Below are 23,801 nucleotides of genomic sequence, written 5' to 3'. Positions count from 1 at the left end.
AATCGCCGCCTCGCTCGCGAACAGACGCGCCTCGTCCACGCTCGCGAGACCCCACGACGGGCGGCGCGGTGAGGCGGGCCATGCGGTTCGGCAGGGATGTCTTTAAGAGCATGCGCGAAGGGACATGTCCTTCGCGCCATGCTCTTTCTGCTCACTCGCCCGCGGGGACCGTGCGGGCGGTGGTCAGGGTCCAGTTGGTCTTCTCGATCGGGAAGCGGGTGCGGAACAGGACCGTCTTGCTGTCGGCGGTGAACATCGGCGTGTGGTCCTGGAGCTCGTTGCGGGTCAACGTGCGCACCGGGCCGCCGGCGAGCGGGACGACGTGGACCTCGCTGTCGCTGGTGAAGGCGACCAGGCGGCCGTCGGGCGAGACGACTGGGTCGTAGGTCTCGAACTCGCTGAGGATCGGGGTGAAGGTCCAGCTGCGGGTGTCGATGGGGATGAGCCGCGGCTCCACGCCGTCGCGCACCTCGGCCGGGATCGGGGTCTTGTCGGCCTCGCCGAGGGCGTCGGCGAACAGCTTGGCCGCGGGCGCGGGGGCGTCGACGCGGAACAGGCGATCGCCTCGCTCGGAGCTGTACGCCTGCACGAGCAGGCGCGCCCCTTGCGGCCCGTCCGGGACCTGGACAGCGCCCGCCAGCACCGTGGCGGCCTCGAAGTTCTGGGCGTCGATGCGCAGCGCGGTGTCGGGGTGGTTCACGTCGTAGAAGAAGAGCGCGGGCTGATAGACGCCGGTGCTGTCGGCGACGGTGTCCTGGCCGGTGCCGGCGAGGATCTGTTCGTCGAGCCACACGGGCTGCGCGAGCGAGAGCTTGCTGGTGTGCACCAGATCGATCGCTACCTGATCGCCGGGCTTGACGAGCGAGATGGCGCTCTCGCCGTCGCCGTCGCGGACGCGCGCGACCCGGCCGCTGACGTGCACCTGGCCCGGGAGGGCGTTGCGCGGGAGCGGGACGTTGATCTCGCCGAGTTCGGAGAAGTTGCAGCCGCCGCTCTCGAGCTTGAACAGCCGCGAGCGCCCGCCCTCGTGGATCACGAGGATATCGCCCTGCGGTGAGGTGTAGACCAGCGGGGAGCGGCCGCTCTCCTCGAGCGAGCCGCCGAGCAGGCCGGTGCAGGGGACGCGACCGTCGACCGGGTCGGCGCCAGCGGGGATGTAGAAGAATTGGGAGACGCCGGCGAGCTCGAGGTCGGCGTTGAAGCCGGTGCTGCTCGAGAAGTTGGCCTTGCGCGTCATCAAGAGGATGCCGCCGTCGGCGAGCGCGAGCGGGTGGGCGCTCTCCTGCACGTCGCCGACGAGGGTCGGCTTGGGGTTGCCCTGCTCCTTGTCGACGAGCAGGACGCGGGCCTTGTCGGCGATCTTGGCGACGGTGGCCTCGGCGGCCTTGATGGCGTCGATCGCGTCGATGCCCTCCTGCACCTTGGTGCGCAAGACGATGACGTCGGGGCCGTTCTTGGGGTCGTCGCGCAGGGTGCTGGCGAGCGGCTCCTGGGCGAACAGGGCGCTCAGGAGGTCGAGCTCGGGGCCGTTCATGAACTTCGACGGCTCGGCGTTGACGGTGAGCTTGTGCGGGAAGGCGTAGTCACCGGCGCTGACGACGGCGAAGCGGTGGTGCTTTTCGAAGGTCGGGACGCCGCCCTCGATATCGAGGCCGCTGAAGTCGAGCGAGGCCGGATCTTCGAAGGCGACGAAGGCGAAGCCAGCCCAGTCGGCCAGCTTGAGCACGGCCGCCGGCCCGTCCTCCTTGGCCTCGGGGAGCTTCTCGTGCAGCTCGTCGACCATGGTCTTGAGCCGGCCCTCCTGAGCGACAAAGCCCCACTTCTCGAGGTACGGCTTGAAGCGCCAGTTGGCGGTTGGGACGACGAGGACCCGCTCGGCCTGCTCGTCGTTGCCGATCGGCTTGGGGCGCTGGTTCCACCACACGAGCCCGCCGGCGGTGGCGAGCAGGGCGGCGAGCGCGACGAACTTGCCGCGGTGACTGCGGCGCAAGACGTCGAGGTCGCTCGCAGAACGGTCGGGAGAGGCGGAGCGGTCGGGGGAGCCAGCCATGAGCGCGAGCTTCGCACAAGACGCCGGGCGAAACATGCCGGTTTCGGCCGCCCCGCTCGGCCGGCCAGCCGGCGCCTTGCTGCGACAAATCGACCGTGGCAAGGTGACCTCCCCGGCCAATCGTGGGAGGAGCCCGGAGATGAAGAGCTCACGCCAGGAATTGCAGATCGACGGCGCGGTCGAGGTGCCTTACGTCATCGCCTACCTCGAGCAACTGGTGACGGCGCTCAAGTCGGGGTCGGTCCGCGTCCATCGCGGGGCGGAGCAGGTGGTCCTCGGACCGCGCGGGGTGGTCGGCTTCTCGCTGGCGGCGTCCGACAAGGGGAAGCGGCAGAAGCTGACGCTCGAGCTGTCGTGGCGGAAGTTCGCCGCCCCCGACGCCGACCTCGACCTGGTCATCGGGCCAGCCGCCGAGCTGCCGCCGACGCCCGAGGTGCCTGACAGCGCGGCCGGGTTGTCGACGCCCGCCTCCACGTCCGAGCTGCCGCCGACGCCCGACGGCGCGGCCGATTCCGCCGCCAACGCGACGGCCGAGTCGGACAGCGAGAGCCCGGTGCCCACGCCGGGCGAAGTCGTGCTCGGTGAGGCCGACTGAGCGGCCTCTGCAGTCTCCTGCGATTGCTCGTCTTCACAAGTCGGCGCGGCCATCGCCAGTCCGTCACCCCGTCGTTCAGGAGGTCGTCCTGCTCGCCGCTCTGCAGGATGATCTGGCCGAGAGCCGACTCAGTGGCCCGCCGAACGTGAAGCTCGCCGCCGCGCCGATCGCACGTGCGTGTCGCCGACGCGATGGCCGTGGCAGTCACGTCAGGTGCGGACCCTCGCCGCCGCTCGTCGCGCTTGCGCGCCGGCATGCGCGGCCGTATGGTCGCCCACCGCGATGAACGAGCCGACACCGCCGGTCACCGATTCCGACAGCGTCGCCGCGGTCGACCTGGGCTCGAACAGCTTTCACATGGTGGTCGGCCGGGTCGTCGACGACACCCACTTCCACATCGTCGACCGCCTGCGCGAGCGCGTGGCCCTGGCCGCCGGGCTCGACGAGCACCACGAGCTGACCGACAAGGTGCAGGAGCGCGCGCTCGCCTGCCTCGAGCGCTTCGGTCAGCGGCTGCGCGAGTTCCCCGAGGGTCGCGTGCGCGCGGTGGGCACCAGCGCGATGCGCCAGGCCGGCAACGCCAAGGCGTTCCTCGCCCAGGCCCAGGCGGCGCTCGGCCACCCGATCGACATCATCGCCGGCAGCGAAGAGGCGCGCCTGATCTACCTCGGGGTGTCGCACACGCTCTCCGACGACCGCGGCCGTCGCCTGGTGATCGACATCGGCGGCGGCAGCACGGAGCTGATCGTCGGCGAGCGCTTCGAGCCGGTCCGCATGGACAGCCTCGGCATGGGCTGCGTCGGCTACAGCCTGCGCTTCTTCGTCGACGGCAAGATCCGCGCGGAGGACTTCCGCAAGGCCGAGATCGCCGCCCGCCTCAAGCTCGAGCCGTTCGAGCGCCGCTACCTCGAGACGAGCTGGGAGAACTGCGTCGGCTCGTCAGGCACGATCACGGCGGTCGACGCGATCCTGCGCGCCAACGGCTGGAGCGACCGCGGGATCACGGCGGCCGGGCTGCGCCAGCTGAAGAAGGCGCTGGTCGCCGCCGGCAACATCAACAAGGTGCCGGGGCTGTCGGGGGTGCAGGCCGACCGCGCGCCGGTGCTGCCGGGCGGGGTGGCGATCTTGCTGGCGCTGTTCGAGGGCCTGCAGATCGAGCACATGGCGATCTCGACGGGGTCGATGCGCGAGGGGCTGCTGTACGACCTGCTGGGACGGATCCGCCACGAAGACGTGCGCGACCAGACGATCCGCCAGCTGTGCCAGCGCTACAACGTGGACTCGGCCCAGGCCGGCCGCGTCGAGCGCCTGGCGCTGCACTGCTTCCACCAGGTGCGCGAGGCCTGGGGCCTCGACGCGGAGGTCGGACAACAACTGGTCGGCTGGGCCGCGCGCCTGCACGAGATCGGGCTGTCCGTCGCGTTCTCCGGCTACCACAAGCACAGCGCGTATCTGGTCGCCAACTCCGACATGCCGGGCTTCTCGCGCGCCGACCAGGAGCTGCTGGCGGCGATGCTGCTCGGCCAGCGCAAGCGCCTCACGCGCGAGGTGTTCGCCGGCCTGCCGAACAGCGAGGCGGAGCTCGCCAAGTCGCTGACGATCTGCCTGCGCGTCGCGCTCCGCCTGGCCCGCAGCCGCAGCCCCACGCCGCTGCCGCCGTTCACCGCGTCGGCCCGCCGCGGCGCGCTCGAGCTCGGGTTCCTCCCCGACTGGATCGAGGCCCACCCGCTGACCTTCGCCGACCTGGTCGAAGAGGCCGAGAAGCTGCGCGAGATCGGCTTCGAGCTCCGCGTTCGCTGACGCGTCGCCGGTCCGCCGCGAAGGACGAACCGGCGCGTCTGGCTTTCAGGGCATGTCCTTCAGGCCAGGGCGACTGCGCGCTCCCAGTTGCTGCGCAGGGTCGCCAGGGCGGTGGTCGGTCGGCTCGGGGTGAAGGCGCGGTCCTGCTGCCAGGCGGCCGCGAGGGCGGTGGTGTCGGACCAGACGCCGACGCCGAGGCCGGCGAGGAAGACGGCGCCGAGCGCGGTGGCCTCGAGCATGGTGGGGCGGGCGATCGGGACGCCGAGGAGGTCGGCCTGCAGCTGCATGAGGAGGTCGTTGGCCGCGGCCCCGCCGTCGACCTTGAGCGCCTTGAGCGGCGCACCGATGTCGGCGCTCATGGCGCGGAGCAGGTCGGCGATCTGCAAGGCGATGCCCTCGAGCGCGGCGCGAGCGATGTGCGCGCGGGTGGTGCCGCGGGTGATCCCGCTGATCAGGCCGCGCGCGTGCGGCCGCCAGTAGGGCGCGCCGAGGCCCGCGTGCGCAGGCACGAGGACGACGCCGCCGCTGTCCGGGACGCTGGCGGCGAGGGCCTCGATCTCGCTGGCCTTGACGACGAAGCCGAGGCCGTCGCGCAGCCACTGCACGACCGCGCCGGCCATGAAGGCGCTGCCCTCGAGGCAGTAGGTGGTGCGCTCGCCGATCTGCCAGCCGACCGTGGTGAGGAGGCCGTGGCGCGAGGCGACCGGGGTGTCGCCGGTGTTGAGCACGGCGAAGGCGCCGGTGCCGTAGGTGCACTTGGCCTCGCCGGGGCCGAAGCAGGCCTGGCCGAACAGCGCCGACTGCTGGTCACCGGCGATGCCGTGGATCGGGATGCCGTCCGGCAGGCCGGGCACGCCGCGGGTCTCACCGAAGCGAGCGGTGCACGGGAGGACGCGCGGCAAGATCGCCGACGGCACCCGCAACAGGGTGCACAGCTCCTCGTCCCAGCCGCCGCCCTTGAGCGGCCAGAGCAGCGTGCGCGAGGCGTTGCTCGGCTCCGACACGTGCGCCGCGCCGGCGGTCAGCCGCCACACGAGGTAGGTGTCGATGGTGCCGGCCTGTAGCTCGCCCGCCTCGGCGCGCGCGCGGGCGCCGGGCACGTGGTCGAGGACCCACGCCAGCTTGGTCGCCGAGAAGTAGGGGTCGAGCAGCAGACCGGTGCGCGCGCGGATGAGGTCCTCGTGGCCGGCGGCGCGGAGCGACTCGCAGGTGTCGGCGGTGCGCCGGTCCTGCCACACGAGCGCGCGGTGCAGCGGTCGTCCGTCGCGCCGGCCCCACAGCAGGCTGGTCTCGCGCTGGTTGGTGATGCCGACGGCGGCGATCCGCGCCGGCGCCACGCCGCTCGTCTGGAGCACCTCGGCGACGGCCGCGAGGACCGACGCGTACAGCTCTTCAGGGTCGTGCTCGACCCATCCCGGCTGCGGAAAGTGCTGTGGGAACTCCCGAGTCGCGCGCGCCAGCACGCGGAGCTGCGGGTCGACGAGCAAGCAGGTGCTGCCGGTGGTCCCCTGGTCGATGGCGAGGATCAAGTCTGCGGTGGTCACGGCGCCGGGAGCGTATCACCTGCGCGCATCGCGGCGCTGGGACCGGCGGCCTCGGCATTGGCCGGCGCGACCCAGGGAGATCTGCCCGGACCCCTCGCGTGCGTGGACGCGCGCGCGGCAACCCCGCGAGTGGGCAAAATCGCACATGCATCGCGGACCGCAACCTGTGGCCCCTCAGCACCCTTCAGAGGCGTTTTTACCTAGCCCGGAGGGGCGGTGCCGGGCATCGCTCGGATCGCTACAAAGACCTATCAAATCCCTATCACTAACATTCACTTACGTATCACTGAGACGGTTCCGCCACGTTGACGAACCCCTTGCCGGGGCTGACAATGTGTAGGAAAGCGTAGCCCGACCGGCCAGCCCCATGACCGCGACCCCGAAGCAGGAGCTTCCAGCTCCGCCGCCGCAGCAAGCCGCTCCCGCGGACACAGCCGAGCTGTACACCCGCACCGACGCGGCGCCGCGCGAGCGCGAGGCAGACGAAGGCGACGAGGTCGGCGAGCCCGCGGCCGCGAACACCTCCGAGGTCGAGGCGCCGGCGCCGAAGCGAGCCCGCAAAGCTGCCACCACCGAGTCCGGGGCCACCAACGCGAAGGCGAAGGGCGGCGTGCAGCCCAACAACGTCCGCAAGCTGCGCCAGGCCGCCATGATGAGCAAGGCCGAGCTCGCGCGACGTGCCGGCGTCAGCCCGCTAACCATCGACCGCGTGGAGTCGGGATGTCCATGCCGCATGGATACCAAGCGCAAGATCCTCGAGGCGCTCGGGCTCAGCCCCTCGGCGCGCGAGCAAGTGTTCGGCCCCGACATCGACCAGGGCTGAGCCGCGTTCGCGGCCGCTTCTCGCCGCGCTCGTCCCATCACTCCCCGCCGCCCCGCGAGCCCGCGTCGCGGCCCGCCGCACGCGAGGCGGCGCTAAACGCATGACCAGGCGCTGCTTCGGCCTCGACCTCGGCACCTCCGCGGTCCGCCTCGTGCAACTGCGACAGGCCCGCTCGGGTCTGCGGGTCGCTCGCTTCGGCGTCGAGCCGCTGGCCCCAGGTTGCATCGAGGACGGCCAGGTCGTCGACCACGACGCGACGGTCGCCGCGGTCCGGCGCGTGCTCGCGCGCGTGCGACCGCTGGGCCGCGACGTCGCCCTCGCGGTCGCGGGGAACGGCGTCATCATCAAGCGCTTCGCCGTGCCGCAGCTCAGGCCCGAGGCGCTGGTCGCCCAGATCGCGTGGGAGGCCGACCAGATCGTCGCGCCGCAGCAGCGCGGCGAGGTGCTGGTCGACCACACGATCTTGCGCGAGAACCCGGCCACGGGCGAGATCGAGGTGCTGCTCGTGGCGGCCAAGCACGACATCGTCCGCCAGCGCCTGCGCGTCGCCCAGGACTGCGGGCTGCGGCCGGTGGTCGTCGACGCCGCCGCGTTCGCGCTGCACAACTGCGTCGAGGCGGCCCACGGCCTGGTCGGCGGCGAGACTGCGGCGGTGCTGGCGGTCGGCGCGTCGACGTCGACGATCACGATCGTCGCCGACGGGGTGCCGGCGTACGGGCGCGACTTCGGCGCCGGCGGGCGCGACTACGACGCGGCGATCCAACAAGCCACGGGCGCGAGCGCGAGCGAGGCCGAGGCGCTCAAGCGACGCGCGGCCGCCGAGCCCGAGGTCGCGGCCCGCCTCGCCGAGGTGCTCCTCCCGGTGTCGCAGGCGATCGCCGGCGAGGTCCAGCGCTCGCTCGCGTTCTTCCTCGACTCGACGGTCGCCGAGCCGCTGTCGCGCATCTACCTGGCCGGCGGCGCCGCGGCCACGCCGACGCTCGCGCCGGCGCTGGGCGAACGCCTCGGCGCGGCGGTGCAGCGCGTCGAGCCGTTCGCCCGCCTGGCCGTCGACGCCGGCGTCGACGCGGCCGCGCTCGCGGCCGAAGGCGCGGCCGCGGCGCTGGCCTTCGGGCTGGCGCAGCGGCGGGAGGACGACTCGCCGTGATCCGCATCAACCTCCTGCCGAAGGCCCAGCGGCGGCGACGCCTGCGGCTGCGCAGCGGCGCGGTGCTCGGCGGCGCGATGCTGCTCGGCTGGGCCGCGGTGCTCGCCACCGGCTACGCGTGGATCGCCAGCCACGGCGCGCGTGCGGCCGAGCTGCGCGAGCGGGCGGCCGAGGTGACCGCGGTGACCCGGCGGCTCGAGAAGAAGCGCGACAACCCGGCGCTGGCCGAGCGCCAGCGGGTGCTGCGGATCCGCCAGGAAGCGCTGGCACGGCTGCAGGAGGCCCGCGGCGCCCCGGCGGCGGCGCTGTCCGAGTTCGCGGCGCTGTTCGAGCCCGCCGGCGCGGCGCTGCGGCCGCTCGAAGCCCACGCCGTTCACCTCGGCGTCTGGCGGGTCGAGGGCCTCGCCCGCCACGTCGCCGCGCTCACCGAGTTCGTCGCCCGCGTCCGCCGCGAGGCGAAGTTCCACCTGTCCTATGGGCCAGAATACGCCCGCACCGCCGACGGCGGCCTGCGCTTCCGCCTCGACCTCGAGGCCGCGCCGAACGAGTGAGACGTCCCCGTGCTGTCGCCCGAGAGCCTCACGCGCCTGTCGGTCCTGCAGACGCTCCTTGTCTGGGTGCTCGGCGCCAGCGTCACCGCGATCGTCGGCTACGTGCTCTTCTATGGGCCGGCGCGGGCCGACCTGCTCGCCGCCAGCAACGAGCTCGCGGCCGCCGAGGCGCGGCAGCGCCAGGTCGCGCAGGAGCTGGACGAGCAGCACAGCTTCGCCGCGGCGCTGGCCGCCGACGAGGAGGCGCTGGCGGTGGCGCTGGCGGCGACCCCCGGCGCCGCCGGCGACCGGGCCGACCTGCTGTTCATCGTGCCCGAGCTGGCGCGCGCGTCCGGCCTCGAGATCAATCGTTGGCAGCCGCTGCCCGACGAGCCCGCGGGCGAGTGGGGCGTGCGCTCGCCGGTGCGGGTCGACGCCCGCGGCAGCTGGGACGCGCTGCTCGGCTTCGTCGCCGAGCTCGCTGCCTTGCCCGAGACCGTCGTCGTCGACGACCTCGTGCTGCGCTGGTCCGACGCCGCCGAGGTGTTGGAGATCTCCTTTCGCGCCGGCGCGCTGCGGGTCCGCGCCGAGCTCGCCGAGCCGCCTGCGCGACCGACGGCGCCGGCCCAGGCCCCCGCGACACGCTGATGAGCTCTCTCACCGCCATGACTTCACGCCGTGCAGACGATCCGCAACGACCGCTCTTCCTCACCGGGATGATGGGCGCCGGCAAGTCGACCGTCGGTCCGATCGTCGCCGCGCTGTGGGGCGCGCCGTTCATCGACCTCGACCGTCGCATCGAGCGGATCTTCGGCGCGGCGATCCCCGCGCTGTTCGCCGGCGGCGAGTCGCACTTCCGCTGCTGCGAAAAGGCCGCCTTGCAGCTCCTGGTCGCCGAGCCCGGCTTTCGCTCGCGCACCGTCGTGGTCGCCGCGGGTGGCGGGCTCGTCGTCGACCCGGCCAACCGCGCGGCGATGCGCGAAGCCGGCGTCGTGTTCTTCCTCGACGTCCCGGCGGCCGAGTTGGCGCGCCGACTGAGCGCCACCGCGATCGGCGGGCGCCCGCTGCTCGGGTCGGACGAGGGCGCGGTCGCGGCGCGCGTCCGCGAACTCCTTGACAAGCGGAGGTCGGCGTATGAGGAAGCGGACGGAGTTGTCGACGGCAGCGGACCGCCGCAAGATGTGGCGCACCGGTTGCTGACGGCGCTGTCCACCAGCCTCCGCATCCCCTGAGGTCGTGCATGCAAGACAGCGGGTCATCCAGCCAACGCAAGCGCCCTCGGCCCCTGGTGCTCGACGTCCACGTCCCGGCCGAGAGTCGCAATTATCCGGTGTTGATCGGTCGCGGCATGTTGTCGCGGATCGGCACGGAGCTGCGGCAGCGGCTCGGCGGCGCAAATTCGGTCGCGCTCATCACCGACGCCAACGTGGCCCGGCTGCACGGCGCCGCCGCGCGCTCGGCCCTCGAGGCGCACGGCTTCCAGGTCGTGCCGATCGTCGTTCCTGCCGGCGAGGTGCACAAGAACATGCCGTCGCTGCTCGGCGTGCTCGAGCAGATGATCTCTGGCGGTCTCAGTCGACGGGACGCCGTGGTGGCGCTCGGCGGCGGCGTCGTCGGCGACCTCTCGGGTCTGGCCGCGGCGCTCTTCATGCGCGGGATCCCGATCGTCCAGGTGCCGACCTCCTTGCTCGCGCAGGTCGACGCCTCGGTCGGGGGCAAGGTCGCGGTCGACCTCCCTGGCGCCAAGAACATGGTCGGGGTGTTCCACTTCCCGTTGTTCGTCGCCATCGACCCCGAGGTCCTGAGCTCGCTGCCCGACCGCGAGCTCGCGCAGGGCCTGGCCGAGATGCTCAAGCACGCCCTGCTGTTCTCGGGCGACCACCTCGAGCAGCTGCTCGCCCGGGCGGACGGGATCTACGCCCGCGACGTCGACGTCATCACCCCGTTGGTGGCGACCTCGGTCGGCCTCAAGGCGGCCTGTATCGGTCGCGACCCGTGGGAGCAGGGCGAGGCGGGCAAGGGGCGGGTGCTGCTCAACCTCGGCCACACGATGGCGCACGCGATCGAGGCGGCCTCGAACTACGAGGTGCCGCATGGTGATGCGGTCGCGCTCGGGTTGCGGGCGGCCGCGCGGGTCTCGGAGCTCAAGGGCGTCGCCGAGCCGGGGCTCGAGCCGATGGTCACGCAGGCGCTGGCTCGCTTGCGCTTGCCGCAAGATCTCGACGCGTGGTTGTCCGGGGATCGCGGCGCCGCCGTCGAGCGCGCCCTGGCCGTCGACAAGAAGCGCGTCGGCGGCACCGTGAGTTACGTGGCGTTGGCGCGGGTCGGCGAGCCGTTGGTGTTGCCGCTGACGCCGCGCGAGATCCTGGGGCTCCTGCGGCAGCGGGCGCAATTGCCCGCGGAGTGAGCGCAGGGCCGGGACAGGCTGGGAAAAGTCGAGTGTGAAGGCCGTTTTGCGGCCGAGTTGAGGCTTGCCAGAACCGATTTGCTCTGCCAACCTGGCGGCCCGCGCGAGGACTGCGCCAACCATGAAAGACACCCTCAAATCCATCGTCGACAAGATCCCGGGCGCCAAGGGCGCCATTCTGATGGGCTTTGATGGCATCGCCGTCGAGCAGTACGACGGCGGCAGCGGGGCTGACATCGAGGGCATCGCGACCGAGTTCTCGTTCCGGTTCGTCGAGCTGCTCAAGGCCACGAAGGCGCTCGACCTCGGCGCGCTCACCGACATCACGATCAAGGCCGAGCGCGGCACCCTGCTGGTGCGCTGCCTGTCCGAGGAGTTCTTCACGATCGTGCTGCTGGAGGACTCGGGGAGCTTCGGCAAGGGGCGCTGGGTGCTGAAGAGCGCGGCGCCGGATCTGCTCGCCAGTCTGTAGGCTGCGAATGTCGGCGGCGCCGCGGGTGCTCGTGATTCACGGGCCCAACCTCAACCTGCTGGGCCAGCGCGAACCGGGCATCTACGGCGCGCAAACACTGGCCCAGCTCGACGCCTCGCTGCAGACGCTGGCGGGTGAACTCGGAGCCGAGGTGACCTGCCGGCAGAGCAATCACGAGGGCGTGATCCTCGACTGGATCCACGCCGCGTACGGCACCGCCGACGGCATCATCATCAACCCGGGCGCCTACACACACACGAGCGTGGCCATCCAGGACGCGCTGCGTGGAGTGCCCGTGCCGGCGGTCGAGGTCCACCTCAGCAACCTCTACCGCCGCGAGAGCTTGCGCCAGGTATCCATGTCTGGCGTAGCATGTGTCGGCGTCATCATGGGCCTCGGCACTGCCTCGTATCACCTCGCTCTGCGCTACCTCGTAGCCGAGCACACGGCCCGCCCGTCGTGAGCGACGCGCCCGGGACCCTTCGACCCTGACGGAGAGTGCATGTCGTCCGAACCTCGGGATTCGTCTCCACGGCCTGATTCGCTGCCGGACCTGCGGTACGTCCGCGAGCTGGCCAAGGTGCTGCGCCAGAACGACCTCGACGAGATCGAGATCGAGAGCGGGGAGCATCGCGTGCTGCTCCGCCGCAACACCGGCCTCGAGGCCGCGCCGGTGGCGGCGCGCCCGGTCGTCTACGAGGCGCCTGCGGCTGTGCCCGCTGCGGTTGCGGCGGCTGCGGCGCCGGCTGCGCCCGCAACCGCGCCTGCCGCTGGTACCTTCATCACATCGCCGTTCGTCGGCACCTTCTACCGCTCGGCGGGCCCGGACACCCCCTCGTTCGTCGAGGTCGGCACCACGGTGCAGCGCAATCAGACCCTCTGCATCGTCGAAGCGATGAAGTTGTTCAACGAGCTCGAGGCCGAGTTCCCGTGCGTGATCGAGGAGATCCTGCTCGAAAACGCCAAGCCGGTCGAATACGGGGCCAAGCTGTTCCGGGTCCGCAAGCTCTGATGCCGACGAAGACGCCTCATCCGACCGCGCCGCGGCCCACACAGCCGCCGCCCCTGAGGGAGATCCGCAAGGTCCTGATCGCCAACCGGGGCGAGATCGCCCTGCGCGTGATCCGGGCCTGTCGCGAGCTGGGGCTGCGCACCGTCGCCGTCTACTCGACGGTCGACGAGCACGCGCTCCACGTCCGCTTCGCCGACGAGGCGGTCTGCATCGGGCCCGGCCCGTCGTCGCAGAGCTACCTCAACATCAAGAACATCATCGCCGCCGCCGAGCTGACCGGCGCCGACGCAGTGCACCCCGGCTACGGCTTCCTGTCGGAGCGGGCCGAGTTCGCCGAGATCGTCCAGAAGTGCAAGCTGACGTTCATCGGGCCCGACCCCGCGCACATGCGCGTCATGGGCGACAAGGTCACCGCGCGACAGACGATGGAGCGGTCGGGTGTCCCGGTGTTGCCGGGCACGGGCGTGCTGACCAGCGCCGCGCACGCGGTGGCCGAGGCCGAGCGGATCGGCCTGCCGGTCATCCTCAAGGCCTCGGCCGGCGGCGGCGGGCGCGGCATGAAGATCGTCCGCGACATCAAGCTGCTGCCGCAGACCCTGCAGACCGCCCAGGTCGAGGCGCTCAAGGCGTTCGGCAACGGCGACATGTACATCGAGCGCTACGTGCAGAGCCCGCGCCACGTCGAGGTCCAGGTCGTGGCCGACCAGCACGGCAACGCCAATCACTTGCTGGAGCGCGAGTGTTCGGTCCAGCGGCGCCACCAGAAGGTGCTGGAGGAGGCGCCCTGCTCGGTCCTCAGCGAGAGCTTGCGGCGGGAGATGTGCGCCGCCGCGGTCGCGGCCGCCAAGGCGATCGGCTACCACTCGCTCGGCACCATCGAGTTCTTGCTCGACGGCGACCGGTTCTACTTCATGGAGATGAATACGCGCGTCCAGGTCGAGCACTGCGTGACCGAGATGATCACCGGCGTCGACCTCGTGCAGGAGCAGATCCGGCTGGCCACGGGCGAGCCGCTGGGGCACCTGATGCGCGAGTTCCGGCCGCGCGGCCACGCGATCGAGTGCCGGATCAACGCCGAGGACCCGATCAAGTTCATCCCTCAGCCGGGGACGATCTCGGCGCTGCACTTCCCGGGCGGCTACGGCGTCCGGGTCGACAGCCACATGTACCAGGGCATCACGGTTCCGCCCTTCTACGACTCGATGCTGGCCAAGCTCATCGTTCACGCCCCGGACCGCCAGCAGGCGATCCGGCGGATGCAGCGCGCGCTCGGCGAATGCGTCATCGAGGGCATCCAGACCAATATCCCGCTCCATCGGTGGCTTCTCAAGCAACCGGCGTTCATTAGTGGTAAATACGATACCCACTTCCTCGAGGCGTCGCTCGACCCCGAGGCCGTGCGCGCCGAGGCCGACGCCGAAGTGCAAGGCTAAGGAGAAGGAAGACAGGAAGAAGGACACGGGTGGCGTTCAACCGCGACAAGGCACTGGCAGCGGCTGCGAAGTTTGCGGCGAAGGGTCAGCACGACCGGGCGGCGAAGGAGTACGCGACGGTCGTCGAAGCTGACCCTTTAGACATCCGTTCCTGGCTCCTCTACGCCGACGCGCTGCGGCAGATGGGCGACACCGCGGGCGCGACCGAGCGGTTCGTGTTCGTCGGCAAGCACTACACCGAGGCCGGTGAGCACCAGAAGGCGCTCGCGGTCTATCGGCAGGTGCTGCAGATCGACTCGGGCCGGCTCGACGTGCAGGCCAAGGTCGCGGGGCTCTACAAGGATCTCAACCGGATCCAGGACGCCATCGCCACCTACGAGTTCGTCGCCCAGGCCTACTTCCAGAGCGGGCAGATCGCGGAGGGCCTCGAGGGCTTCCGCATGGTGGCCGAGCTCGACCCGGGCGCGGTCGGCAAGCGGCTGCGGCTGGCCGAGCTGTACTCGCGCGAGGGCATGGTGCCGCAGGCGGTCGAGCACTTCCGGCTCGCGGCCGACAAGCTGTTCTCCGACCGCCGGATCGACGACTACATCCGCGTCGCCGAGCGGCTCATCTACCACAAGGAAGACGACCTGCCGGTCCTGCGCTCGCTGGCGCGGATCTACCTGTCGCAGAACGAGAACCGGCGCGCGCTGGTGAAGCTCAACGCGCTGCTGCGCTCGGCCCCGGCCGACCCGGAGGGCCTGGAGCTGCTGGCCGACACGTTCGTCGCGCTGGGCAAGCAGGACAAGTCGGTCAGCGTGCTGCAAGAGCTGGCCAAGGAGCAGCGCAAGGGCGGGCGCAAGGCCAAGGTGCTGGCCGCCCGCGTGCTCCGCAAGGCGATCGCCCTCGGGCCCGAGAACGCCGAGGAGCTCAAGAAGACCCTCGCCGACATCGAGACCGAGATCGCGGCGCTGCCGATCGATCCGAAGGACAGGGAAGAGGAGGGGCTCGACATCGACGTCGTCGAGGAGGAGGCCGCGGCGGCGCAAACCGCCACCGACCTCGAGCTCGACGTGGAAGTCGAGGACGTGCCTTCGCGCCCTTTCGCAGGAGTGGGCGCGAACCTGGCGCCCAGCGCGGCGGAGGAGCCTGAGGACAACGTCGGCGACGTCGACAAGCTGCTGCTCGAGGTCCGGGTCTACATCAAATACAAGATGTTCGAGCACGCGCTCGGGCACCTCGACTCGATCTTCGTCCGCGACGCCAGCAACACCCAGGCGCTCGAGCTGCAGGCGTCGATCCTCGAGTCGCTGGGGCGCAACCCCGAGGCCGCCGACACCTACGTCCGTCTGGCCCAGCTGGTCGCCGGTCGCGATCTGAAGATCGCCCGCGACCAACTCGAGCGCGCGCTGCGGCTCGCGCCCAACCACACCAAGGCCGAGATGGTCCTGACAGCGCTCGAGGCCAGCGGCAGCCAGCCCGACGAGGCGGCGCCGTTGGTCCGCGGCACCAAGCACGAGCGCTTGGCCGGTGACGCCGAGGCGCCGCCGCCCCAGGCCGGCCAGAGCGGCGCCGGCATGAACTCGCCGGGCGACTCGGCGCGCAGCGGCCTGATTCCGGCAGCCGCGGCGCCTGGCGAGTCTGGTTCCGGCGAGCAGGCCGACCTCACGCCGACGCCCGCCCCGGCGCCGCTGCCCGAGGAGCCGAAGGCGGCCGCGGCCGCGCCGGCCGAGGATGCCGAGGCGTCCCGCGACCACAGCGGCCTCAAGAACCTGGCGCTCGGCCTCGCGGCTCCGACCGCGCGCGACGAGGGCGACAGCAGCGTCAAGACGCCGCTGCCGACCAAGTTCTCGGAGAAGACGCCGCTGCCGCGATCCTTCGGCGAGAAGACGCCGCTGCCGGCCTTCAAGCCGCCGGCCAAGGCGGAGGACAAGACGCCTGTCCCGACGGACCTGTCCGCAGAGACAGCCGCGGACGCGAAGAGCGAGGCGACGAAGCCCGAGGCCGCGGCGAGCGAGGCCGTGACGAGCGAGGCCGCGAAGCCCGAGGTCGCGCCGAGCGAAGCGGCGAAGGCCGAGCCCGAGGCGGCGAAGGCCGAGCCCGAGGCCACGAAGGCCGAGCCGGCGAGCGAGCCGGTCGAGGCCGGTCGCAAGCCGCCGCGCCGTCCGCCCGCGAAGCCGCCGACCGAGAAGTCGGCCGCCAAGCCGGCGCCGCGCGCCGAAGAGGTCGAGGAGCTCGAGGCCGAGGAGGTCGAGGAGCTCGAGGTCGACGAGATCGTCGAGGCCGCCCCGGAGCCGGCGCCGCGCAAGCCGGCGCCCGCCAAGAAGGGCCCGCCGACGCCCGCCCGTCCGCCCCAGCCGCCGCGCAGCGAGAGCGTGGTGACGAGGCGTCCGGAGCCGCCGCCGCGCAGCGAGAGCGTGGTGACGAAGCGTCCGGAGCCGCCGCCGCGCAGCGAGAGCGTGGTGACGAAGCGGCCGGAGCCGCCGCCGCGCAGCGAGAGCGTGGTGACGAAGCGGCCGGAGCCGCCGCGCAGCGAGAGCGTGGTGACGGCGAAGCCCGAGGCTGCGCCCGTCGAGGCGAAGCCCGAGGCTGTCTCTACGGACAGCTCGGCGAAGACCGAGGTGACCCCGGCGGACAGCTCGGCGACGACCGAGGTGACCCCGGAGGCGACCGCGCCCGAGGCGGCGACGAAGCCCGAGGCGGAGGCGAAAACCGAGGCCGCGTCGACGGACAGCGCAGCGGCGAAGTCCGAGGCTGTCCCGACGGACAGCTCGGATGCCGAGGCCAAGCCGGAGGCCGTGTCTGCGGACGCGCAAGCGGCGGCGAAGACCGAGGCTGTCCCGACGGACAGCGCGGGAGCTGCCGCGAAGTCCGAGATCGCGGCGAAGCCCGATGCTGTCCCCGCGGACAGCTCGGAGACCGCGACGAAGTCTGAAGCTGTCCTTGCGGACAGCTCCAAGCAGGCCGAAGCCGAGGCCCCGACGGCCGAAGCCGCCCAGCCCGAAGCTGCCCCCGCGGGCACATCGGCCGAGGCCTCGTCGTCGGAGCCGACCGGGGTCGAGGAGACGAGCGTGGAGGCCAAGGAGTCGACGCCCGAGACCTCGGCCGCGAAGGCCGAGGTGCCGAAGGCGGAGATCGTCCGGCCGGCCGCCGTCAAGTCCGATGCCGCGGCGAAGCTCCGGGCCATGCGCCTGGGCTCCTCGAAGCCGGCCAAGCCGGTCACGCGCCTCGGCGAGACGAGCGCGCCGAAGGCGGCGGCGACCCCCGCCGCCAAGCCCGCGACGCCCGAGGCGAAGCCGGCAGCTGTCCGTCCGGACAGCCAGGCGAGCGAGGCGAAGTCGGAAGCTGTCCGTCCGGACAGCCAGCCCGCGACCGAGGCTGCGCCGACCAGCGAGACCAAGCCCGAGGCCGTGTCTGCGGAGAGCCAGCCCGCGACGACCGAGGTGAAACCCGAGGCTGTCTCTGCGGAGAGCCAGCCGGCGACGAGCGAGGCTGTCTCTTCGGACAGCCAGGCGAAGCCGGAGGCTGTCTCTGCGGAGAGCCAGCCGGCGACGAGCGAGCCTGTCTCCGCGGACAGCCAGCCGGCGACGGCCGAGGCTGTCTCTGCGGACAGCCAGCCGGCGACGGCCGAGGCGAAGCCCGTCTCCGCGGACAGTCAGCCCGCGACGAGCGAGGCGAAGCCGGAGGCCGTCTCCGCGGAAAGCCAGCCCGCGACGAGCGAGACTGTCTCCGCGGACAGCCAGCCGGCGACCACCGAGGCGAAGCCGGAAGCTGTCCCCACGGACAGCCAGGCCTCCGCCTCCGAGGCCCCGGCGAGCGAGAGGCCGGAAGCTGCGCTTTCGGACGCCGAGGCCAAACCCGCCGTCGAAGCGCAGCCCGAGGCCGCCGCGCAGCTCGAGGCGGTCGAGCCTGTCCCCGCGGACAGCAAGGCGTCCGATCTGCTGAGCGCCGAGCTGGAGGAGCTCGAGGCGGTCGAGGAGATCTCCGCCGAGGAGCCCGCCGCGCCGGCGGACTACCCGGACATCACCGACGAGGTCGAGGAGCTGCGGTTCTTCATCAGCAGCCGCTTCGAGGACGACGCCCAGTTCACCTACCTCGAGCTGCAGCGGCGCTTCCCGGGTCACCCGGCGCTCGCCGAATTCGCCGACCGCTTCGCCACCGGCGCCAAGCTCGAGTCGGCCGCCGCGCCGGTGATGATCGAGGACACCCCGCCGCCGGTCGCCGCCGCGCCGCCCGCGGCCGTCAGCCCCGGCAGCACCGTCCTGCGCCTCGACGACGAGGAGGACGAGGACGACTTCCTGTCCTCGATCTTCGACGAGCCGTCGCCCGTCAGCCGCAAGAAGTCGTCGCAGCAGCGGGCCGTCGCCACCCTCACCGAGCAGGCCGACGCCCAGACCTACTTCGACCTCGGGATGGCCTATCACGAGATGGGCCTCATCGACGACGCGCTGACCCAGTTCGGGCTGGCCGCCGCCGACAGCACCTGGCAGTCGCGGGCCAAGGTCATGATCGCCGACCTCCGGATCCTCCGCGGCGAGCCCTCGGTCGCCGTCGCCGCCCTGCGCGACGCGGTCGCCAGCGCCAACGACGAGGACGAGCGCGACGCGGCCCAGTACCGCCTGGCCGAGGTCTACATGACCCTCGGCGACACCGCGGCCGCCGCCGAAGCGCTGCGCGACGTGAGCCCCGGCTATCGCGACCGCGACGAGCTGCTGGCCGAGCACGAGGGCTGACACAGCCCTGTGCGGCTTGTCACGCCCCCGCGCGGCCGATCAGGGCCGCCGCGGGCCGGCGTGCGAGCGGCTGTGATGGCCCAGGCTTGTGATCGTGGCGGCCCTCTGGTACTGGACCGTCCCCGCTTTCGCTCGCTATGGAAAGTCAAATCGAGAGGATCAGTGCGGTCGAGTGCCGCGTGCGTGTGCAAATCCCGTGGGCGGAGATCTCGCCCCGGTTCGCCACCAAGCTGCGCGACCTGCAGGGCAAGGCTCGCCTGCCCGGCTTCCGTCCGGGCAAGGTGCCGCCGCACATGCTCGAGCGAATGTTCGGCAAGGGCGTGCGTGAGGAGCTCGCGCGCGAGCTCGTCGACGAGACCTTCCAGGCCGCCGTCACGCAGCACAGCAAGGTGCCGCTGACGCAGCCGGTGCTCGAGGAAGGCACGCTCAACAAGGACGAGGCGTTCAAGTACGCCGCGCGGTTCGAAGTCCCGCCGGAGATCACCCCGCAGGACTACACCGGCATCGCCGTCCGTCGCCGCCCCGCCGCCGCCGACGAGGCCAAGCTCGCCGCCGAGCTCAAGGCCAAGCAGGAGGAGCTCACCGAGCTGCGCCCGCTCGCCGAGGGCAACGAGCGCACCGCGACCCAGCCGGGCGACGTGTGGACCGTCGACCTCGACGGCGCCATCGGCCCGCAGAAGATCGCGCGCAAGGACCTCCGCGTCGACATCGGCGAGACCGAGAACGAGTACATCCCGGGCCTCGCCGCCGCGCTGGCGAACATCACCCTCGACCAGGTCGGCAAGACCCAGACCGTGCGCTTCAGCCCGACGCAGGAGCGCCTGAAGCAGGAGCTGCGCGGTCACGAGGCCGTGCTGACGATCGGCTTCCGCGACGTCCGCGAGAAGCACGTCCCCGTGCTCGACGACGACTTCGCCCGCGACACCGGCGAGGCCGACAGCCTCGACGCGCTCAAGGCCAAGATCGGCGAGCGCCTGCTCGAGGAGGACAAGAACGAGGCCGAGCGCGACGCCCGCAAGCGCCTCGTCGAGGTCCTGCTCCAGCGCAACACCTTCGAGGTCGCGCCGTCGCTGGTCGCCCGCGAGGTCGCCGCCCAGGTCGACCTGTTCAAGCGCCAGGTCCAGCAGCAGGGCCTCACGCTCCAGCGGCTCGGCGTCACCGAGCAGCAGCTCAGCTCGCAGTACCGGCCCCAGGCGTTGTTCAACGTCAAGGCGTTCTTGCTCCTCGACGCGATCGGCAAGGCCGAAAACATCGTCGTCGCCGAGGAAGAGGTCGAGGCCGAGCTGAAGGAGATGGCGGCCGAGCGCAACCAAAACATCGATCGCCTGCGCGCGACGATGGAGAAGAACAACCAGCTGCTGCTCCTGCGCGCTCAGCTCCGCGAGGAAAAGATCCTCGACTTCCTGATGAGCAAGGCCGAGGTCACCGAGGCGCCCGATCCGACGCCGGAGGCGCCCGCCGCGTCGGAGTCTAGCGGCGAGACCGCCGCGACCTGACGAGCGAGTCGCAGCGCGCGCCGGTGCCGAGCGCGCCGAACATTGAGCAGGAGCCACCCAAGGGTGGCTCCTGCCGCTTTCTCGATCGCCGGTGAGAAAGTGGTGATGCGGCCGCGCGTTCTGGGGCCTTGCATCGCCGCGACGAGGCGGTCACGATAGCCGAGACACCTAGAAGGAGCGCGGAGCCGCCGCATGAATCACCACGCAGACTTGGGCCCGGTCGCAAACATTCCCTTCGTCATCGAGCAGACGCACCGCGGCGAGCGCTCGTGGGACATCTACAGCCGGCTCCTCAAGGACCGGATCATCTTCCTGGGGACCGGGGTCAACGATCAGGTCGCCAACGTCATCATCGCCCAGCTCCTCTTCCTCGAGTCCGAGGATCCGGAGAAGGACATCACGATGTACATCAACTCCCCGGGCGGCGTCGTGACGGCGGGCCTGGGCATCTACGACACCATGCAGCACGTGCGCTGCGACGTCGCCACCTACTGTATCGGTCAGGCGGCCTCGATGGGCGCGGTGCTGGTGGCCGGCGGCGCCCCGGGCAAGCGCTTCGCGCTGCCCAACGCGCGCATCATGATCCACCAGCCGTCGGGCGGCGTGCAGGGGCAGGCCACCGACATCGAGATCCAGGCGCTGGAGATCCGGCGCCTCAAGGCCATCTTGAACGCCATCCTCGCCGAGCACAGCGGGAAGACGGTCGACGACATCCTGCGTGACACCGAGCGCGACAAGTTCATGGACCCGCAGACGGCCAAGAGCTACGGGCTCATCGACGAGGTGCTGAGCCGGCCGCGGAAGGAGCGGCCGACGCCGACGGGGGGGAACCCATGAGCTCCAAGCGCGACAACAACGGGAACCTCAGTTGCTCCTTCTGCGGCAAGTCGCAGAAGGAAGTGAAGAAGCTGATCGCCGGACCTTCGGTCTACATCTGCGACGAGTGCATCTCGCTCTGCAACGACATCCTCGCCGAGGAGGTCCAGAAGGAAGAGCGGGCCGACGTCAGCGCGAAGATCCCGAAGCCGAAGGACATCCGCAAGGTCCTCGACGACTACATCATCGGCCAGGAGCTGGCCAAGAAGACCATCAGCGTCGCGGTCTACAACCACTACAAGCGCATCAACGCCAAGAAGCTGCCCGACGAGACCGAGCTGCAGAAGAGCAATATCCTGCTGCTCGGCCCGACCGGCTCGGGCAAGACGCTGATGGCGCAGACGCTGGCGCGCATCCTCGACGTGCCGTTCGCCATCGCCGACGCCACGAGCCTGACCGAGGCCGGCTACGTCGGTGAGGACGTCGAGAACATCATCGTCAACCTGCTGCAGAACGCCGACCACGACATCGAGCGCGCGCAGCGGGGCATCGTCTACATCGACGAGATCGACAAGATCGCGCGCAAGGGCGAAAACCCGTCGATCACCCGCGACGTGTCCGGCGAGGGCGTGCAGCAGGCGCTGCTCAAGATCCTCGAGGGCACGATCAGCAGCGTGCCGCCCAAGGGCGGCCGCAAGCACCCGCAGCAGGATTTTCTGCAGGTCGACACGACCAACATCCTGTTCATCTGCGGCGGCGCCTTCGCGGGCCTCGAGGACATCATCGACCATCGCATCAGCGCCAAGACCATGGGCTTCGGCGTGCAGCACGGGCAGAAGAAGGAGCTCCGCCAGTGGGAGCTCCTGCAGCAGGTCCAGAGCGAGGACCTGATGAAGTTCGGCCTCATCCCCGAGTTCATCGGCCGCCTCCCCATCGTCGCCCCGCTGCACGACCTCGACGAGGCCGCGCTGGTCGCCATCCTCACCCAGCCGAAGAACGCGCTGGTCAAGCAGTACGAGCGCCTGCTCGGCATCGACGGCGTCGGCCTCAAGTTCACCGACGGCGCCCTCAAGGCCGTCGCTCAGCGAGCCCGCGCCCAGAAGGCCGGCGCTCGCGGCCTGCGGACCATCCTCGAGCGCGCGATGCTCGACGTGATGTACGAGATCCCCAGCCAGGGCAACATCCGCGAGGTCGTCGTCAACGAGGACTGCATCCTCCAGGGCAAGCAGCCCGTGGTCGTCTACGCGAACGACGGCGAGGCCAAGAAAGAGGCGAGCTGAGCCGCTGCGTCCGGCTCGCCCGAAGGGCCGCCCGGCACCCGCCGGCGCGGCCCTTCTCCGTTTTGGGGGCGCGCGCCCCTCATGTCTCGGGAGACATGCCTCGAAAGACATGTCCGCGACGGCCAAGATGGCCCGAAGGACAGTCGGCGTTGACAGCGCAGTCCGGGCTGGCAAAATCGCCGCGTGCCGACCCCCAGGACGAAGCTGTTTGTTTGTGCCCTCCCGCTGTGGATGACCGCCTGTGACGGCGGCCCGTCGACGCCGACCTCCGAGACGAAGAAGACCGAGCCGCCGGCGAAGGTCGAGGCGAAGGTCGAGGCGAAGACGGAGACCCGGACCGAGACGAAGGTCGAGGAGAAGGCCGAGGCGAAGCCCGACGACAAGGCCGCGGCCGAGCCGGCCAAGCCTGCTGCGGCGCCGCTGACGGTCACCGCGGGCGCGCCCGGGCCGGCGTTCATCGCCGTCGAGAAGAAGGGCATCGTGCGGCTCGACGGCGGCAAGTTCACGCCGGTGAGCGGCGCCGACACGGGCTCGTACAAGCAGCTCAAGGTCGGCGCCGACGGCAAGGTGTACGCCGCCAACTACTCGCAGATCCTGCGACTCGACGCCGAGAGCGCGACGGTGGTGGCGGGCGAGGAGCCGCGGATGCCCAACACCGCGAGCGACTACGCGGTCGCGGCCGACGGCCAGATCTGGGTCGCCGCCTTCAGCGCGATCGACCACTTCGACGGCAAGGCGTGGACCAGCGAGCCGGTGTCGGTGCTGGCCCTCGCCGCCGACGACTTCCCGCAGGCGATCGCCGTCGACCGGGCCGGCAAGCCGTGGCTGGTCACCAGCCAGAAGGTGTTCGCCCGCGAGGGCGACGCCTGGCAGCCGGTCGACCTCAAGCCGGCCAAGGCCCGCAGCCCGTACTACCTGACCCGGGCCGCGCTCGCGCCCGACGGCAGCGTATACGCGATGGGCATGGACAGCGTGTTCCACCTCGTCGACGGCCAGCCGGCCAAGAAGCTCAAGCTCGGCGGCACCAGCTCGTACACCGAGATCTCGGTCAGCGCCGACGGCCACCTCGCGCTGATCGACGTCGACAAGGTCACCGCGAGCGATCCGGCCGGCAAGCTCCGGGCGCTGCGCAGCGGCAAGAACTTTACCAAGGGATCGATCTGGGCCGTGGCCGCCGACGACAGCGGCCGGGTGTGGGTCGGCACCGACGCCGGCCTCGCGGTGATCGGTCCCGACGGCGCCAAGAACGAGTGGCCGAGCGGCGCGGCGCCGGAGATCGCCGGCGAGATCAAGGGCATCCTCGTCGTCGGCAGCGGCCCCGCCGCGCTGCCCGGCGCCGGCGAGGTGCGCAAGGGCGGCCTCAGGGGCGCGATCGTCGACAACGACGGCAAGCCGGTCGCCAACGCCACGCTCGAGGTGTGCCCGAACCCGAGCTTCATCTACACGAAGACGCCGTGCGCTGACCAGGCGGTCCGCTTCACCGGCAAGACCGACGCAGAGGGCGTCTGGACCTTCGTCGAGGTGCCGCTCGGCGAGTACGGCGTGGCCGTGAAGGTCGGCAGCAAATGGCAGACGACCCTCGGCTTCGCCATGAACGGGGCGATGAAGGAGGGCGAGGTGTTCGACATCGGCTCGATCAAGCTCGCCGAGAAGAAGTGATGCGACGAGGACGCCGGCCTGCGGT

General features: G+C 71.2%; 19 protein-coding genes. 17 read left to right on the top strand and 2 right to left on the bottom strand.

The genetic code is table 11. The annotated features are described in order from the left end of the window. Nucleotides 1-151 precede the first annotated feature (151 nt). A complete protein-coding gene (locus OV090_RS18600; RefSeq protein ID WP_267705109.1) occupies nt 152-2,050 on the bottom strand; it encodes a hypothetical protein in 1,899 nt (632 codons plus the stop codon). 139 nt (nt 2,051-2,189) lie between these two features. Between OV090_RS18600 and OV090_RS18595 the strand changes: the two genes are divergently transcribed. Together OV090_RS18595 and ppx are read left to right on the top strand one after the other, a co-directional pair. Beyond that, nucleotides 2,190-2,645 (top strand): amphi-Trp domain-containing protein, encoded by a 456-nt coding sequence (locus tag OV090_RS18595; protein WP_267705108.1) that lies wholly within the window; start codon nt 2,190-2,192, stop codon nt 2,643-2,645. Nucleotides 2,646-2,927: 282 nt separating this feature from the next. Beyond that, the gene (gene ppx / locus OV090_RS18590) at nt 2,928-4,445 is read left to right on the top strand and encodes an exopolyphosphatase (RefSeq protein WP_267705107.1); all 1,518 of its coding nucleotides are present in this window, start codon (nt 2,928-2,930) and stop codon (nt 4,443-4,445) included. A gap of 59 nt (nt 4,446-4,504) precedes the next feature. On the opposite strand, the gene glpK is transcribed toward ppx, so the two are convergent. Then, on the bottom strand, nt 4,505-5,989 hold the full coding sequence (gene glpK, locus OV090_RS18585) for a glycerol kinase GlpK (protein WP_267705106.1): 1,485 nt from the start codon (nt 5,987-5,989) through the stop codon (nt 4,505-4,507). Nucleotides 5,990-6,356: 367 nt separating this feature from the next. Between glpK and OV090_RS18580 the strand changes: the two genes are divergently transcribed. The 15 genes from OV090_RS18580 (at nt 6,357) to OV090_RS18510 (ending at nt 23,776) form a co-directional block, all read left to right on the top strand. Continuing rightward, nucleotides 6,357-6,812 carry a helix-turn-helix transcriptional regulator gene (locus tag OV090_RS18580; protein ID WP_267705105.1) on the top strand — a complete coding sequence of 152 codons (456 nt, stop codon included), beginning with the start codon at nt 6,357-6,359 and terminating at the stop codon, nt 6,810-6,812. A 100-nt stretch (nt 6,813-6,912) separates the two neighbouring features. Beyond that, nucleotides 6,913-7,959 carry a type IV pilus assembly protein PilM gene (gene pilM / locus OV090_RS18575; RefSeq protein WP_267705104.1) on the top strand — a complete coding sequence of 349 codons (1,047 nt, stop codon included), beginning with the start codon at nt 6,913-6,915 and terminating at the stop codon, nt 7,957-7,959. Then, the gene (locus OV090_RS18570; RefSeq protein WP_267705103.1) at nt 7,956-8,510 is read left to right on the top strand and encodes a hypothetical protein; all 555 of its coding nucleotides are present in this window, start codon (nt 7,956-7,958) and stop codon (nt 8,508-8,510) included. The genes pilM and OV090_RS18570 overlap by 4 nt, the downstream gene beginning before the upstream one ends. Nucleotides 8,511-8,519: 9 nt before the next feature. Then, nucleotides 8,520-9,137, top strand: a complete 618-nt coding sequence (pilO, locus tag OV090_RS18565; RefSeq protein ID WP_267705102.1) for a type 4a pilus biogenesis protein PilO — start codon at nt 8,520-8,522, stop codon at nt 9,135-9,137. 17 nt (nt 9,138-9,154) lie between these two features. After that, nucleotides 9,155-9,721: a shikimate kinase gene (locus OV090_RS18560; RefSeq protein ID WP_267705101.1), complete on the top strand. Its 567-nt coding sequence runs from the start codon at nt 9,155-9,157 to the stop codon at nt 9,719-9,721. A gap of 56 nt (nt 9,722-9,777) precedes the next feature. After that, nucleotides 9,778-10,896 carry a 3-dehydroquinate synthase family protein gene (locus tag OV090_RS18555; RefSeq protein ID WP_267705100.1) on the top strand — a complete coding sequence of 373 codons (1,119 nt, stop codon included), beginning with the start codon at nt 9,778-9,780 and terminating at the stop codon, nt 10,894-10,896. A 121-nt stretch (nt 10,897-11,017) separates the two neighbouring features. Next, nucleotides 11,018-11,368: a roadblock/LC7 domain-containing protein gene (locus OV090_RS18550; RefSeq protein ID WP_267705099.1), complete on the top strand. Its 351-nt coding sequence runs from the start codon at nt 11,018-11,020 to the stop codon at nt 11,366-11,368. 7 nt (nt 11,369-11,375) lie between these two features. Then, entirely contained in the window at nt 11,376-11,831 is a 456-nt protein-coding gene (aroQ, locus tag OV090_RS18545) for a type II 3-dehydroquinate dehydratase (protein WP_267705098.1), read from the top strand. A 39-nt stretch (nt 11,832-11,870) separates the two neighbouring features. Further along, complete coding sequence (gene accB / locus OV090_RS18540; RefSeq protein ID WP_267705097.1) at nt 11,871-12,380, top strand: acetyl-CoA carboxylase biotin carboxyl carrier protein; 510 nt, start codon at nt 11,871-11,873, stop codon at nt 12,378-12,380. Continuing rightward, nucleotides 12,380-13,813, top strand: coding sequence for an acetyl-CoA carboxylase biotin carboxylase subunit (gene accC / locus OV090_RS18535; RefSeq protein WP_267705096.1), 1,434 nt, complete (start codon nt 12,380-12,382; stop codon nt 13,811-13,813). The genes accB and accC overlap by 1 nt, the downstream gene beginning before the upstream one ends. A gap of 29 nt (nt 13,814-13,842) precedes the next feature. Further along, entirely contained in the window at nt 13,843-18,525 is a 4,683-nt protein-coding gene (locus tag OV090_RS18530) for a tetratricopeptide repeat protein (RefSeq protein WP_267705095.1), read from the top strand. A 137-nt stretch (nt 18,526-18,662) separates the two neighbouring features. After that, the gene (tig, locus tag OV090_RS18525; RefSeq protein WP_267705094.1) at nt 18,663-20,021 is read left to right on the top strand and encodes a trigger factor; all 1,359 of its coding nucleotides are present in this window, start codon (nt 18,663-18,665) and stop codon (nt 20,019-20,021) included. A gap of 192 nt (nt 20,022-20,213) precedes the next feature. Then, a complete protein-coding gene (gene clpP / locus OV090_RS18520) occupies nt 20,214-20,858 on the top strand; it encodes an ATP-dependent Clp endopeptidase proteolytic subunit ClpP (RefSeq protein ID WP_267705093.1) in 645 nt (214 codons plus the stop codon). Further along, on the top strand, nt 20,855-22,117 hold the full coding sequence (gene clpX, locus OV090_RS18515) for an ATP-dependent Clp protease ATP-binding subunit ClpX (protein ID WP_267705092.1): 1,263 nt from the start codon (nt 20,855-20,857) through the stop codon (nt 22,115-22,117). Before clpP ends, clpX begins: the two co-directional genes overlap by 4 nt. Nucleotides 22,118-22,300: 183 nt before the next feature. Then, the gene (locus OV090_RS18510) at nt 22,301-23,776 is read left to right on the top strand and encodes a two-component regulator propeller domain-containing protein (RefSeq protein ID WP_267705091.1); all 1,476 of its coding nucleotides are present in this window, start codon (nt 22,301-22,303) and stop codon (nt 23,774-23,776) included. Nucleotides 23,777-23,801 lie beyond the last annotated feature (25 nt).

This window comes from Nannocystis sp. RBIL2 (assembly GCF_026626745.1).
Lineage (GTDB): Bacteria > Myxococcota_A > Polyangia > Nannocystales > Nannocystaceae > Nannocystis.
The sequence above is the reverse complement of the archived record's forward strand: the minus strand, read 5'-3'. Positions and strand labels throughout refer to the sequence as shown.